Origin of the sequence: Paraburkholderia sp. J10-1 (assembly GCF_905220165.1) — a bacterium.
In the GTDB taxonomy this organism is placed as follows: domain Bacteria; phylum Pseudomonadota; class Gammaproteobacteria; order Burkholderiales; family Burkholderiaceae; genus Paraburkholderia.
Genome location: NZ_CAJMYW010000001.1, coordinates 1,011,715 through 1,026,361, shown reverse-complemented (window position 1 = coordinate 1,026,361; position 14,647 = coordinate 1,011,715). Strand labels below are relative to the sequence as shown.

Sequence of the window (14,647 nt, the reverse complement as noted above, 5' to 3'; positions counted from 1 at the left end):
CGCCGGGCATAGCCAGTTGAGCGAACTGGCATTCCCGGCACGCTCAATCTACGATTGGGTGTTTTGAAGTTCTATGATCGAGTCGCCGGGCGATATGACTGAAACGCCTTTTCGGCTCGCTGGCGGACATGCTTCGAGCCAGACGATGCTGTCGAGAGTGCACTGCGTCTCGCGGCATGCATCACGAATCCGGCGATGCCGCAACGCCACTCAAGTGTTGTGAGTGCCGAGCTGATGCGTCCAGGTCGTCCGTCTTTTCCTTGCTCTTGCGCCAGCCGGCCGGCGGCATGCCGAATTCGCGTCTGAATGCGCGACTGAACGCGGCTTCCGACTCATAGCCGATCTGTTCAGCAACAGCGATCATCGACTTGCTACTGGTCAGAAGTTCGTGCGCGGCAATCTGCATGCGCCATCTCGCAAGGTATTGCATGGGCGGCTGGCCCAGAAGCTCGGTAAAGCGTTGCGCCAGCGCGGAACGCGACAAGCCCACTTTTCGTGCGAGCTCGTCGACGGTCCACGCATGCGCCGCTTGAGCATGAAGCAACGACAGCGCGCGTCCAACGTAGCGGTCACGCACGCCGGCAAGCCAGCCGGTCTGGTCCTCAGGTAGCGCTTCAATACAGCTACGGATCGCTTCGACAAACAACAGCTCCGAGAGCCTCGCAAGCACAATCGTGCCGCCCGCGCGCGCCTCGGCCGCTTCGGCGGCGGCCAGCTTGAGAGAGGATTCGAGCCAGGCGGCACGCGGATCCTGGCGCATATCAATCTTGAAGAGCCGCGGCAGCGTTGAGAGCAGCGGGTTGTTCAGGGTGTCGTCGCAGGCCAGAAAGCCGCACACGATGCGCGTCGCCGCCCCGCCGCCGCCATGGCACAGCGTCATCACTTCACCGGGCGCTGCCGCCATCTGCCCGGCCAGCAGCGAGTCCGACGGCACGGGCGCAAGATCGATCGCGCTACCCATGATGTGCGTCTCGCCCTGCGGCACCACGATCAATTCCCCGGCATGGACGTGAATAGCCGAACCGGGATCGTCGGCGAGCTGCGCCCAGCAATTTCCCTCGACGACCAGATGATAGGAAACGATACGCTCGGAAGGGGGCAAATACGCGCCGCAGAGCGACGCATCGGTGCGACCGATCAGACACCACGGCGCGGTGAATGTCCCGTTCAGAAACACGGCGCCGCTTAGACGAATGGCGCGCAGAACATCAGAGACTGCATCCATGAATAGCTCGCGTGAAATGCGATTTCCCTGGCGGCAATTCGTGCCGCCGGTCATTCGTCACGATGGACAAGGGCTACATGTTATACCCGCAATCTCACTCAATGACAGTTCCCTTACTGACGATTTCAACCTGCTTAATGAAGCACTTTGCGCGTATCGGACGCTTGCCATATCGCCGCGCGGCCACCGGAGCGCACGCTCGATCAGGATGACCTGGTAATTTTTGGACGCCCGGCAATGGGCACGCAACGCATCGTCAAGAAGTGGACGATCGGTCAAAAAAGATCGACGTACGAGCAGGACTGCAAAGGCTCCACGCAGGCAATGTTCGTCACAGGAAGGAACATCACGGACCGGCGTCATCCCTGCATCGCAATCAAGCCTTCCTCGGACTCTGGAAACCTGGCGCGCCAACCCACTCGCACGAATCGGTTCACACACAGTGACTTACCGCTTCGGGCAAATGCGAAAAGCGTGAGATACCGATGAAATGCCTGATAAGCCGTGTGATCCATCACCCAATGGTCGCGCTATCCGTTTTCTATGTGGCCGACGTGATGCATCACGTCGATTACAGCGTCTCTGGCGCTCTTCTGGTTCTGACCGCGAAAACGGTCTCGCGCATTTTCAGTGTATTGAACAGGCAATAGCGCGGAGATATAAAGCGGTTACGGATGAATTCCCAGGCGCAGCGCGGGGCTTGCAGGGTCAATTTCAAATGTTTTGTGCGAGTTGCGGATTCAACTCGAGATGCAGCACGACGAGCCAGCGGCGGGGGCACGCGTTGGCAATGTCGAGTGGCGTTCCCTGAGCGCCGCCGGTCGGCGCGGGCCCGATGAATCCCTGCTCTTTTGCCGCAGCCCATGCAGCCCGCGCGTCTGCCACCAGCCAGTGGCTCACGAGAAAGCACGTAATGCAGCTGAAGATCACCGTCTCGACGTCCGAAATGCCCGGATCGATTCGTTGGGTCGCGTAGCCGAACACGGCAGTCAGTATCTGGTCCACGGAAAACGTGAGCAGCGCGAGCTTGAGCCAGCCTCGAAAGCGCATTGGCATGATTAACGGAGTACCACGGGATTGAACGGCGGGTGATCAAACACGGCAACGCCTCGGGCAGATTCGACGCGCAAGTGTAGGCGTGGCGTTGTTGCCCGCACAAGAAAAAATGCCGTAAAAATCGCTGCATTGACGCACCGGCAGCCGATCTTTTACCGCGTAAGGCGTGCCGTACCGCCACGCTCCGGGACCCGCGGAGCGCGGCATCGCAGCGTGCGTGGAACGCGGCGGCGCAATAGCACCGCGCCACGTGAATGCGCGGTCAACGCGAGGTCAACCCGAACGCGTGCATGGCGACAAGGCACAGGGACCATCCGAGCCATGGCATGTTCGAAAACGTGCAGCGTGCGACATTGCCGTGCCGCCGCCGCGCAATGCGGGCTACTATATTGTCAGTGTATTGGGCTAGCTGGCAAAGGAGGCTCGATGGCCGACTGGTCGAACATGATTCGAGATTTCGTCGACGAGATCGCTGCGAGCGTGGCCATGATCGGCCGCGACGAGCGGGGGCAGTTCGTCGTCTCGGCCTGCAACGATCATTTCATGCGGATGACGGGCGGCAGACGCAATGCGATCAAGTCATTCCCGGCGTCGTTCGATGCGCTCATTCCCAACTACGCCAGAACCGAATTCCGCCAGAAACTGACCGAATGCTTTGAATCCGGCGTCGCCCGGGAACTCGAGCAAGCCTACGACCTGAGGGACGGAACGCACTGGTGGCGCTTGTCGTTGAAGCCGATACGGCACGCCGAAAGCGGCGTCTCCGTGCTCGAAATCATGGTGACGGGTCTGGAAATCACCACGAAAATGTTGCTGACACATGAACTCGAAGTCAGCACTTCGCGCTTTCGCTCCGTCGTGGATGCAGCGTACGACGCGATCATCACGATCGACCAGCAGCATTGCATTACGCTGTTCAACCGTGCCGCCGAAAACCTGTTCGGCTACTCCGCCACGGAAATGCTCGGGCACCCCATTACGGAACTTCTGCCGGAGCGCTACCGCGCCAATCATTCGCAATACGTCCACCAGTTCGCGCGCTCGCCCGTACGCTCGCGGCAAATGGACGAACGCAATCGTGTTTATGGGCTCCATCGCGACGGTTCGCTATTGCCGGTTGAAATCGCGATTTCGAAAATCAACGTGGGCGGGCTGATCGAATTCACCGCCGTGATTCGCGATATTGCCGATCGCGTTCAATTGATGGACTTGCTCCAGAAGCAGGCCGTGACCGACGAGCTGACCGGCCTGCCGAACCGCCGTGAATTCGCTGACACCGTTGAAAAGCTGCTCGAATCGGACAACACGCTCTCCGTGTTCATTCTCGATATCGATTACTTCAAGAAGATCAACGACAGCTACGGACACGACATTGGCGACGAAGTGCTGCGTGTCCTGGCCAAGGTCGTGATGAACTCCGACTGCCGGATTCGCGTGTTTGCCCGCTGGGGCGGCGAAGAATTCGTCGCTGCATTGCCCGACTTCGATATCGAGCAGGCAACGGCGGCAGCCGAAGAATTGCGGCTTACGATCGAGCAGCGCAATTTCGAACACACCTGGCGGCTGGGCAAGCCCGTTCCATTTACGGTTAGCATTGGCGTGACCGAGCGCCTGCCGGGCGAGTACGACCTGGGTCCGCTCATCAAACGCGCGGACCTCGCGCTCTATCGAGCCAAGGACAACGGACGCAACCGCGTGGAAATCGGTTAGTCCTCTCTCGCCAAGGAGCCTCTAATGGACAGAATCGCGCTGGCCTGTGTGGCCGTGCTGGGTCTTTTGCTGTTTGGCCTCGGCGTGAGCATATCCATGCTGCGCTTTCGCGAGGGCACACTCTCGGGTTGCGCAACGGACCCGGCCAGCCTGCTGCACAAGCTGGTTCGCGCGCACGCGAACACCGCCGAATATGCACCCTTCCTGGCCGTGCTGTTTCTCTATCTGGGCGCACACTCGCCCTCGCCCGCAACGCTCGCGCTGATCGTGGCGGCAACACTCTGCCGGTGCCTGCTCGTGGTCGGGCTGATCGCGTTTCCCTCGATGGCGAAGCCCAATCCCGCCCGATTTGTCGGCGCGCTCGGCACTTACGCTGCCGGCATCGCGTTGAGTTTTGCGTTGCTGCGTTGAGTCGGGGGGGGCGTGAGCCGTGCGCGGCGACGCCCCCTTCATTATGCGCGCAACGATGCGAGCAATTGCACGAGCGCTTCGATGTCTTCATCCCGCGTGCGCCACGACGACACGCTGATGCGCAACGCGGGCCGCCCTTGCCACGTCGTACCGCCGAACCACGTTTCGCCACTGGCCTGCACGGCGCTGCGCAGCGCCTGCGTTTGCACGTCGGTTTCGCAGCGGAACAGCACCTGATTCAGCACAACGCGATTGAGCACCTCGTAGCCGAGGCGCTCGAGTTCCGCACCGATGCGCTGCGCCTGCGCGTGGTGGCGCTCGACCATGGCCGCGACACCGCCGCGGCCCAGCGTGCGCAGCGCCGCCCACACGGGAATACCGCGCGCGCGGCGTGAAAACTCCAGGGTGAGGTTCTTCTGCGCGTCGGCACTCGCGGACAAATAGGCCGCGTCGCTGTTCATCGCCTCGGCCAACGCCTGCGCGTCGCGGCAAATAACCATCGCGCAGTCGTACGGCGTGTTCAGCCACTTGTGGGCATCGGTCGTCCAGCTATCGGCGCCTTCGATGCCCTCGGTCAACGCGCTCAACGCGGCTGACGGTGCGGTGCGCGCCCACAGGCCGAACGCACCATCGACATGCACCCACGCGCGTGCCTCCCTCGCACGCGCAATGATCGACACAAACGGGTCGAATTCGCCGGTATTCACCTCGCCGGCCTGCAGGCAGAGGATCGTATGGTCGTCGAGCGCCGGAAGGCGCGCAACATCCACGCGCCCATGAGTGTCGACGCTCGCATAGACGATGCGATCGAGCCCGAAGCCCAGAATGCGCAGCGCCTTCTTCACCGTGATGTGGGCGAGTTCCGATATCACGACCTTGATCTCGGGCGCGCCGATCAACCCCTGGCGGTCGAAATCCCAACCTTGCCGTGCAAGCAGCGCGCGCCGGGCGGTCGCGAGCGCGCCGAGCGTACACGCCGTGGCGCTGGTGCCGAAACCCACGGCGCTTTCGCGCGGCAGGTCGAGCGCTTCGAGCACCCAGCGGCCCGCAATGCGTTCCACCGTGGCGGCGACCGGCGAATTGTCGAACGTCGAGGCGCACTGGTCCCACGCCAGCATGAGCCGCTCCACCGCGGCTGCCGCAGGCAGCGCCGCGCCGATCACGAAGCCGAAGTAGCGCGGGCCGTTCGAAGCCGTGGTCGCCGGCGAGCCGACACGGTCGAGCAAAGACAGCGTGTCTTGCGCGGGCAATCCGCTTGCGGGCAGCGGCTCGTCGAACGCACTGAGCGCCGCGATGGCTTCGTTCGAGGGGAAAACACGCCGCGTGGCGTTTCCTTCGACATAGCGCAGCCCGCGTGTGTCGGCATCCGCCAGTAGTTTCAGTTCGTCCATTGATGCCCCCTGTTCGATGTCCATTCATATCTCAGTTCAACGTTCACGCACGCGAGGCCGCGCACGGCATGCTTCGCACCGTAACGGCCCAGAACAGCAGCGCCAGAAAACTGACTGCCGCACCTAGCATACACACGCCATGCCAGCCAGCCACGGCATACGTCGCCGTCGTGCCAATCGCGCCCAGCCCGCTGCCAACCGCATAGAACAGCATGTAAAGGCTCACGAGCCGGCTATGCAGTTGCTCGCTGCCGCGAAAGATCAAGCTTTGATTGGTTACATGCAGCGCCTGGCCGCCAAGATCGAGCAACACGATTCCAGCCAGCAGCATCCACAGCGAATGCCCCGGCATCGAGAGCGGCCACCACGCCAGCAACAAGAGCACCAGCGCGGCAGCGCTGGTGCGCTGGCCCCAACCCCGGTCGGCCCATTGGCCGGCGCGCGCGGCGGCAAGCGCGCCCGTCGCCCCGGCGATACCGAACGCTCCAATCGCCGTATGGGAAAAATTGTAGGGTGGCGCACTCAACGGCAGGACCAGCGCGCTCCAGAAGATATTGAGAATCGCGAACATCAGCAGCGCGAGCACGCCGCGCGTCTGCAGCACGCGATCCGAGCGCAGCAACGCGAACATCGAGATGATCAGTTGTCCATAGCTCATCGTGGCCTGCTCGGTGCGCCCAAGCTTCGGAAGCCGACGCCACAGCGGCACGGCAAGCGCGAGCATGACGGCGGCGGAACAGCCATACACCCCGCGCCAGCCCGCCAGATCGCTCACGCCACCGGCGAACACGCGAGCCAGCAGCAGGCCAATGAATACACCGCTGCCCGCTGCGCCCACCACTCGCCCGCGCTCGTCGGGCGCGGCCGCCGCCGCCGCATAGGCGATCAAACCCTGCGTCATGGCCGTACCCAGCATGCCAACACCGAGCATGCCAGCCAGCAGCACCGCGACGGATCGCGCGAGACTGACCACGCACAGCGCGCCCGCCAGCGCCAGCAATTGCACGAGCATCAGGCGGCGGCGCTCCACCCTGTCGCCCAGCGGCACGAGCAGCAGCAACGCCAGCGCGCAACCGGCCTGCGTCGCCGTGACCACGCCGCCAACCGCGGCGCGGGTAATGCCGAAATCGCGCGCCAAAGCGTCCAGCAAAGGCTGCGCATAGTAGACGTTGGCAACGCTCAGGCCGCTCGCCACAGCGAACAGCAGTACACGGCCGCGCGGCATCGGCGCGCGCGACCGGACGAAAGCATCGCGGGCTGGCGATGCAAGCGCGATGGAATCCGCGTCCATGATTTGCAATCCAGTTTCAAAACAAAACTGGTTGAATGGTAGGGCAGCTAGTTTTAAAATGCAACTACGTGAGGCGAGCCCATTTCGTCGCTGCGTACCCGCAAATCAGGAAATCGCCATGGCAAGCCGCAAATCCGCGAAGAAGGAAACCTGTCCCGTTGCACGCTCGGTTGACGTGATCGGCGACCGGTGGTCGCTGATGATCCTGCGCGACGTCTTCGACGGTGTTTACCGCTTCGGTGACATTCAGCGCAATCTGGGCGTGGCGCGCAATATTCTCTCTGGCCGTTTGAGCCAGCTGGTCGAGGCCGGCATTCTCGAAACACGGCCGGCCTCCGACGGCACGGCCTATCAGGAGTACGTGCTAACGAAGAAAGGGGAAAGCCTCTTCCCCGTTATCGTCGCCCTTCAGCAGTGGGGCGAGCGCCATTTGTTCGAACGCAACGAGAAGCATTCGTGGTTGATCGACAAAGCAACGGGCAAGCCGTTGCTTTCCATGTTCCCGCAGACCCGCGAAGGGCACCCGCTCACGCCTCACGACACCGTGGTCAAGAAACCCGCGTGACGGCCCTTTCGTCAGGCGCAGCGCCTGCCCGGCTCACACGGCCGGGTCGATAGGCGAAGGCGGCGCGCCGCGTTCTTCGATCGCCTGGCCCGCCAGCAAACACAGGTCCTCGCGAAAGTGCCCGGCCACGATCTGCACGCCCACCGGCACGTCCTTCACCATGCCCGTCGAAACGACGAGTCCCGGCAAGCCCATTGCGGGCAACGCGCGCATGGTGAGTTGCGCATCCCATACGCGCTGGAAGCCCGCTGCGCCCTGCATGTCGAGGTTATCGGGGAACGGCAGTTCGCCCGAAACCGGCAGCAGCAGCACGGGATACTCCGCAAGGAACAAGCGCCATGCGCGCGTGAGCGTCGTGCGGCGCACCAGCGACGGCACCACCACGTTCTCGGGCATCGCCGCGACCTTGGCGCGCACGCCATCCACCACGGCCTGCGCACCCGGGTCGCCGTCGCGCGCCACGGCGTCGGCGAGCGCAGGGAAACCGTCGCCGAGCCACAGGCGCTCCTGCACTTCGCCGGCGTCGCGCAAGAGCGGCACGTCGTCGATCTGCTCGACCGTCCAGCCCGCGTCGGCGAGCCGGCGGCCGGCGTCGAGCAAGGCGTCCTCCACTTCCTTCGTAATGCTCATGCCGCCCGGGCGCAGGCACAGCGCCGCACGCCGCGGCACGTCGGGCCCGATGAGCGGCGCAGGCGCCCACCAGGGGTCGCGCAGGTCGGGCGCCGCCAGCGCCGCGAGCGCCACGCGCAGGTCCTCGACCGTGCGCGCCATCGGGCCCGCGCCCGACATCATCTGCGCGCCGATCGGCCGCTCGGGCGACGACGCGTTGAACGCCGGCACGCGCCCGATGCTGGGCCGCAAACCATGCACGCCGCACGCATACGCGGGGTAGCGCACCGAGCCGCCAATGTCGGTGCCGAGTGCGATATGGCCGATGCCGGCCGTCACCGCCGCCGCCGCGCCGCCGCTCGAGCCGCCCGGCGTGAGCGACGCATTGCGCGGGTTCTTCGTATGCCCGTGCACCTGGTTGCTCGTGAACCAGCGCAGCGCGAAAGTCGGCGAATTGGTGCGGCCGAGCAGCACTGCGCCCGCGCGCACGAGGTTCTCGACAGCGGGGCTGTTCACCTGCGCGATCAGATCCTTTTGCAGGCGCGTGCCGTTGGTCGTGGCAAAGCCCGCCTGGTCGATGTTGATCTTCGTGGTCACGGGCACGCCCGCGAGCGGCCCCGGGTCTTCGCCGCGCGCGAGCGCCGCATCGATCCTGTCGGCCTGCTGGAAGACCCATTCGGGCCGATAGTCGATCACCGCGTTGATGAGCGGATTGACGGCTTCGAGGCGCTCGAGCGCGGCCTTCGCGGCCTCGCGGGCGGACACCTCGCGCGCGCGAACCTGCTTTGCGAGTTCAGTTGCGGTTAAACGCCAAAGTTCAGTCACGATCCCTCCGGTTCGTTGGCAAATTGAGAATGAGTCGGTCAGGCGCTCGCCGATAACGTCTCGACACGCCGCCTGTCACGCAGGACGGCCAGCGCGAGCGCCGCCAGCCCGCACGCCGCGATGAGCGCGAGCAGCGCCGCGCGGCCGCCGTGCACCAGCACCCAGCCGCCCACAGTCGGAAACCCGAATGCGCCGACGAAGTACGCCGCGACGAACCACGTGAGCGCGGCGCGGCGGTGCGCGGCGACGGAGTCGTTGACGGCCTGAAGCTGGACGATCGGGTAAGCGAGCCCGTACCCGGTGCCGAGCAGCACCGCGGCGGCCGATTGAAACAGCACGTGAAACGGCACGACGAACATCGCCGCGCTGCCGAGCACCATCATCGTGAGCAGCACTTTCGTCGCCGTTTCGGAGCGCAGCTTGATGACCACGCGCGAGAGCAGCCAGCGCGTGGCGATGACGGTCACCGTGTAGACGCTGAAGAAGGTGGTCGCTTTCGCCTCGGTGCCCTGCACAAGCGACATCTGGAATGTCATGAGGCCCGAGAACACGCAGCCGCCGAGCGCGATGATGACGATGGGATACACCGCGCGCGTGCGGGCGATCACGCCGGCCTTCAGGAGCCACGGGTCCGGCGAGGCCGGCTCCTGCGTCACGGAAGCGGAGCGCACGTGCGGCGCAATGCGGCCGAATAGTTCGAGCAGCACGGCCGCCAGCACGCACAGGCCGCCGATCGCGTAGAGCACGCCGCCAAGCGGCATGCGCCAGAAGCGGATCGCAAAGCCCGCAATCGCCGGGCTGCCGCCGATGCCCGTCATCTGCATGGTGGCGAAGCGCAGGAACCAGAGCCCGCGTTCGGCGTCGTTCGTGCGCTCGGCGAGCGCCATGGGGGCGGCGAGACAAAACGCACCCCAGCCGAAGCCCACGAGGAAGCCTGGCACGACATCGAAGCTGCTCACGTGCTCGACGAGCGCGAAGCTCACCACGCCCGCGCCCACACAGAGCGCCGCCAGCGCCGCCATGCGCGCCGCGCCCACATGCTGGGCGACCCAGCCGGTGAGCGAGACGCCCACGAAGGTGCCGAGGGCCGCGCCTGCGAGCGCCACGCCGGTGTTGATGTCGTTCCCGCCGATGGCGTGCACGCGCATGGAGAACAGGAACGTCGCGCCATAACCTGCCGATGCGAGCAGGACGCCGACGAGCATGATGAGGGCACTGAATGGACGCACGGCAGGCCTTCCGGACGATGAGGCAAGCGTGCACATTATCAGTCCCTGTGCCCAGCGCTGCATTCGGGTGCTCCTCGGGGTGCGATGACGGTGGCATGCGGGCCGCCGGGCAGTGGAAGCGCTTCCACTGCCCGGCGGGTTACGGGCGGCGTGCGGGTTACTTTGCGTCCTGCTGCGCGTGCTCGGCAGCGTCGATGATCGCGTCGGCCACCGCCTTCGGCTGGCTCAGGATCGAGACGTGGCTGCCGTTCACGCGCGTCACCTTCGCGCCGATATGCTTCGCCATCGACTCCTGCAGCGCGGGGGCGATCATGCGGTCGCGCGCCGTCACGACGAAATACGAAGGCTTGTCATGCCACGCGGCCTGCGTGACCTTCTGCGAGAGCGCGCCGCTGAACCACGGGCCCTGAGTGGCCGCCACGACGCGTTGCTGCGCGGGCGGCAGGTCGGGTGCGAAGTCCTCGCGAATCGCCTTGTCGGAAAGCGTCAGGTAGCCCGCCGAGTCTTTGCGCAGTTCGCTCGCCCACGGTGCGTCCGGCTGGCCCTGCGTGATATCGGCGATCGACTGGCCGTTGTCGGGCGCGAAAGCCGCGACGTACACGAGCGACTTCACCTTCTCGTCGTTGCCCGCCTCGCTGATCACGACGCCCGCCCACGAATGGCCAACCAGCACCACCGGGCCCTTCTGCTGCTCGATCACGCGCTTCGTCGCGGCCGTGTCGTCGGCGAGCGAGCTGAGCGGGTTCTGCACGGCGACCACGTGCAGGCCGCGCGCTTCGAGCAGCGGGATCACGCGGCTCCAGCTCGAGCCGTCGGCGAACGCGCCGTGCACGAGCACGACGTTGGTGCCTTTCAGATCCTGCGGCGGCGCGGCGTGCGCCGCCTGCAGCGCGAAGAGGCCGCCGATGAGCGCCACGGAAGTGAAAATCTTTTTGATCGAAGCCATCGTCTTTCTCTCTTCTTTTATCGGGTCGTTCGGTGGGTCGGGACGGGCGTATTACGAATGCGCGTAGATCGGGCCGAGGCCGGGGACATCGTCCTGCGCAGCGCGTGCGGCGTTCGCGTCGCGATGCGCCGCGCCCGAAGCGGACGAGCCGTTCGCCACGCCGCCATACGACGGCGCGGTGGCTTGCTGCGCGGCCTGCGAGGCTTCCACGCGCGAGAGCGCTGCCTGGATGTTGCGCGGGTATTGGGTTTCGTCGGCGGCGGGGTTGTAGCCTGCCTTCTGCAACTGCACGAGTTCGGCGCGCACCTGCGCACGGGTAACGGGCTCGTTCGACTGCGCGAACGAAAGAACCGGGGCGGCGGCGAGAGCAGCAAGGGCGAGGAGCTTGAGGGCTTTCATGACGTTCTCCAAAGATGAGGTCGGGTTCGAATCGGGTTGCCGTTCAGCGCGAGGGGTGTATCGAGCTGGTGTAGGGGTATTTGAACGCCCGGATGTATCTGCCGTGTTTCCATTTGGGGCGCGGTTTGCGTATCAACGTGTCCGGATTGCGCGCAGATACATTGCGCTACAAAAAGCCCCCATGAGGCGCGGCGCGGGCCGCAACGCAAACGCCGCCGCGCCCGCGAGGGCACGGCGGCGTGGCGTGGGGTTAGCGCGTATCAGCCGAACGTGAAGCTGTAGACGTGCGCGCCCGGGTCGAGAAAGCGGATCTCGAAGGTGTGATCCCCGATGCGGCCGGACTGGCGCACGAGCTGATACAGGCTCGGGCTCGTGGCGACGCCCGTGCCGTCCGCTGCGACATCGGCGCCATGCGCGGCGCCCGGCGGCGCGCCGTCGATGCTGATGCGAAAGCGCACGGGCTTGCCGTCGGCGGCGGGCGCAAGCACCAGGTGCAGGTCGCGCGCATGGAAGCGATAGGCGATGCTCGCCTGCGGCGCCCCCGCCACGGCGGATTCGGCGCCCACGTTCCACTGCCCGCCGAACGCCCACTGGTTCAGGCCGAGCTGCCCGGGCAATGTGTAGGCCGCGGCCGTATCGCCCTGCACGCGCTGCGGGTTCGCATTGCCCTGCGCCTCGCGATAACCCACGTACGTTTCGCCCGAGCCGATGTCGCGCAGGTCCGCCGGCGCCAGCGCGCCGCTCGCCTGCGGCGCCTGCGGCGTGGCGGCGGGCGTGGCGCGGCCGTTGTCGGCGAGCAGTTGCTGGATCGCCTGCTCGGCCTGGGCGTAGTCCCCTTCGCCGAAGTGGTGATAACGCACGCGGCCCTGGGCATCGACGAGATAGAACGCCGGCCAGTACTGGTTGCCGAAGGCGTTCCAGATGCGGTAGTCGCTGTCCACGGCAACGGGATAGCGGATGTTCAGGTCGGCCAGTGCCCGCTTGACGTTGCCCGTGTCATGCTCGAAACCGAACTCGGGCGTGTGCACGCCGATCACGACGAGACCGTCGTTGCGGTAGCGCTCCGCCCACGTCTTCAGATACGGCAGGGCTCGCAGGGAGTTGATGCACGAGTAGGTCCAGAAGTTGACCAGCACGACCTTGCCGCGCAGCGCTTCGGGCGTGAGCGGCGCGGAATTGAGCCAGGTGATCGCGCCGTCGAGCGGCGGCAAACGGCCTTCGACCGGCAGATCGGCGGCCGCGTGAGCGGGCAGTGAGACGCGCACGATGTGCGCGGACAGATCGGCTGATTGAGAGGCGAACTGCGAGGTCAACCGCGGCGCCGGGCTCAACTGTGCCTCCCGTTCCAGATGCGGCGCCGGTTCCGCGCGCTTCGCGTGATTCGCGGCGGGCGACGCCAGCAAATCGACGAGGCGCGCTTCCACGCCATTAGTCGGCGCCCCTGGCAAGAGGACGAGCAAGCGCGTATCCAGACCCAGCGCGATCGCACCGACCGTGAGGACCACGAGCGCACCCATTGCGCGCCGCACATGCTCGCCCACGCCGAGCGAGCGCTTGAGCGCGGCCATCGCGCGATGACCCAGACCCGCCACTACCGCGAGCGAACTGGCGGCGCCCACGGCGTAGCCCGCGAGCGCGGCCCACGTCTGCCAGGTCACGCCGTGGCGGGCTGCACCGGTAATGATGAGACCGAGGATCGGCCCGGCGCACGGCGCCCAGAGCAGCCCCGTCGCCGCACCGAGCAACATGGCGGAGCCGATGCGGCGCGACGCGCCGTCGTCCTGCGAGCGCGCCATGAAGCGGTCGGCGAGCGCAGTAAGCGGCCCGGAGAGACGCGCAGCAAGCGCGGGAAAGAGCAGCGCCGCGCCGAACAGCGCGAAAAGCCCGAGCGCGATCCAGCGGCCGTACTCGCTCAACTGCGCCGCGCCGTTCAGACCCGCGGCGCCCAGACCCGTGAGCAGCGCGAACGTGAGCGCGAGGCCGAGAAGCATGGGCAGGCGGCCGCTCAGGAACGGCTCTTCGGAGCGCGCGAACACGAACGGCACGACCGGCAGGATGCAGGGGCTCAGGACGGTGAACGCACCGCCCACGAATGCGACGACGATGAGTAACATGAGTTCGGTCTCCAGACGAATGTCGGCGGACTTGCCATGTGGCGTATTTCAGCGCGAGCATGTATCCGGGGAATGTCTGGAACGCGTGCGTCGTGCATCGTCATGTATCGCGAAAGCGGTTTGATACATGCCGATACAAACGCGCAGCGGTGGACGCGCTGTGGATGCGCAGCGAGCGATTTGTATCGCTACGTATCGCGCCCCGGCGGCGACACACTACGTTTCAACAGTGCCGCGGCGGGGACACGCGCCAGATACGTGGGAGCGTTCCAATACGCTCGTCGTCCACACAAGGAGAACCCTCATGATCTCTCGTCTCAAGATTGCCGCTGTCGCCATCGGCCTCGCCGCTAGCGCCGGGCTCGCCGCCTACGCCTCCAGCGAGGAACCTTCGCTCGGCTCGGCCGCGCTGCAAACCGGCGCGCAGGCGCCCAACTTCACCGGCATCAACAACTGGCTCAACAGCCCGCCGCTCGACCTCAAGCAGTTGCACGGCAAGGTCGTGCTCGTCGACTTCTGGACCTTCGACTGCATCAACTGCGCGCACACCATCCCGCATATCAAGGAGCTGGATGCGCGCTATCGCGACAAGGGTCTGGTGGTGGTCGGCGTGCACACGCCCGAGTATTCGTTCGAGCGCGACACCGACAACCTGAAAAAGGCGATCAAGCGATACGGCATTACGTACCCGGTTGCGCAGGACAACGGTTACGCGACGTGGAATGCCTACGGCAACCAGTACTGGCCGGCGGTGTATCTGATCGACCAGAACGGCAAGCTCGTTTATACGCACTTCGGCGAAGGGGATTACGCGCAGACCGAGCAGAAGATTCGCGATCTGCTGGGCATTCAGGGCAAGCAAGGATGATCGACTGG

13 protein-coding genes are annotated in these 14,647 nt (G+C 65.2%); 4 read left to right on the top strand and 9 right to left on the bottom strand.

Annotation, left to right across the window (positions count from 1 at the left end):
• Positions 1 to 181: 181 nt before the first annotated feature.
• Together U5A65_RS04495 and U5A65_RS04490 are read right to left on the bottom strand one after the other, a co-directional pair.
• Positions 182 to 1,225, bottom strand: a complete 1,044-nt coding sequence (locus tag U5A65_RS04495; RefSeq protein WP_321945586.1) for an AraC family transcriptional regulator — start codon at positions 1,223 to 1,225, stop codon at positions 182 to 184.
• A gap of 714 nt (positions 1,226 to 1,939) precedes the next feature.
• The gene (locus U5A65_RS04490; RefSeq protein WP_321912034.1) at positions 1,940 to 2,281 is read right to left on the bottom strand and encodes a hypothetical protein; all 342 of its coding nucleotides are present in this window, start codon (positions 2,279 to 2,281) and stop codon (positions 1,940 to 1,942) included.
• 426 nt (positions 2,282 to 2,707) lie between these two features.
• Here U5A65_RS04490 and U5A65_RS04485 point away from each other — a divergent pair, with 426 nt between their 5' ends.
• Both U5A65_RS04485 and U5A65_RS04480 read left to right on the top strand, forming a co-directional pair.
• Positions 2,708 to 3,991: a diguanylate cyclase gene (locus U5A65_RS04485; protein WP_321912251.1), complete on the top strand. Its 1,284-nt coding sequence runs from the start codon at positions 2,708 to 2,710 to the stop codon at positions 3,989 to 3,991.
• 24 nt (positions 3,992 to 4,015) lie between these two features.
• Positions 4,016 to 4,402: an MAPEG family protein gene (locus U5A65_RS04480; RefSeq protein ID WP_321912036.1), complete on the top strand. Its 387-nt coding sequence runs from the start codon at positions 4,016 to 4,018 to the stop codon at positions 4,400 to 4,402.
• Positions 4,403 to 4,443: 41 nt separating this feature from the next.
• Here the strand turns inward: U5A65_RS04480 and U5A65_RS04475 are convergent, their stop codons facing one another.
• Complete coding sequence (locus U5A65_RS04475) at positions 4,444 to 5,793, bottom strand: pyridoxal phosphate-dependent decarboxylase family protein (RefSeq protein WP_321945889.1); 1,350 nt, start codon at positions 5,791 to 5,793, stop codon at positions 4,444 to 4,446.
• A gap of 43 nt (positions 5,794 to 5,836) precedes the next feature.
• Positions 5,837 to 7,018, bottom strand: a complete 1,182-nt coding sequence (locus U5A65_RS04470) for an MFS transporter (RefSeq protein WP_321945888.1) — start codon at positions 7,016 to 7,018, stop codon at positions 5,837 to 5,839.
• Between the two features lie 184 nt (positions 7,019 to 7,202).
• Here U5A65_RS04470 and U5A65_RS04465 point away from each other — a divergent pair, with 184 nt between their 5' ends.
• The gene (locus tag U5A65_RS04465) at positions 7,203 to 7,649 is read left to right on the top strand and encodes a helix-turn-helix domain-containing protein (RefSeq protein ID WP_321934716.1); all 447 of its coding nucleotides are present in this window, start codon (positions 7,203 to 7,205) and stop codon (positions 7,647 to 7,649) included.
• Between the two features lie 33 nt (positions 7,650 to 7,682).
• Here U5A65_RS04465 and U5A65_RS04460 read toward each other — a convergent pair whose 3' ends face one another.
• From U5A65_RS04460 to U5A65_RS04440, 5 genes are all read right to left on the bottom strand, one after another.
• Positions 7,683 to 9,083 (bottom strand): amidase family protein, encoded by a 1,401-nt coding sequence (locus U5A65_RS04460; protein WP_321912040.1) that lies wholly within the window; start codon positions 9,081 to 9,083, stop codon positions 7,683 to 7,685.
• A gap of 38 nt (positions 9,084 to 9,121) precedes the next feature.
• Positions 9,122 to 10,312 carry an MFS transporter gene (locus U5A65_RS04455; RefSeq protein ID WP_321912043.1) on the bottom strand — a complete coding sequence of 397 codons (1,191 nt, stop codon included), beginning with the start codon at positions 10,310 to 10,312 and terminating at the stop codon, positions 9,122 to 9,124.
• 157 nt (positions 10,313 to 10,469) lie between these two features.
• Positions 10,470 to 11,258, bottom strand: a complete 789-nt coding sequence (locus U5A65_RS04450; protein WP_321945585.1) for an alpha/beta hydrolase — start codon at positions 11,256 to 11,258, stop codon at positions 10,470 to 10,472.
• 51 nt (positions 11,259 to 11,309) lie between these two features.
• A complete protein-coding gene (locus U5A65_RS04445; RefSeq protein ID WP_321945584.1) occupies positions 11,310 to 11,657 on the bottom strand; it encodes a DUF4148 domain-containing protein in 348 nt (115 codons plus the stop codon).
• Between the two features lie 260 nt (positions 11,658 to 11,917).
• Positions 11,918 to 13,771, bottom strand: a complete 1,854-nt coding sequence (locus tag U5A65_RS04440) for a cytochrome c biogenesis protein DipZ (RefSeq protein WP_321945583.1) — start codon at positions 13,769 to 13,771, stop codon at positions 11,918 to 11,920.
• Between the two features lie 304 nt (positions 13,772 to 14,075).
• Between U5A65_RS04440 and U5A65_RS04435 the strand changes: the two genes are divergently transcribed.
• A complete protein-coding gene (locus tag U5A65_RS04435) occupies positions 14,076 to 14,639 on the top strand; it encodes a thioredoxin family protein (RefSeq protein WP_321912050.1) in 564 nt (187 codons plus the stop codon).
• Positions 14,640 to 14,647: the final 8 nt, after the last annotated feature.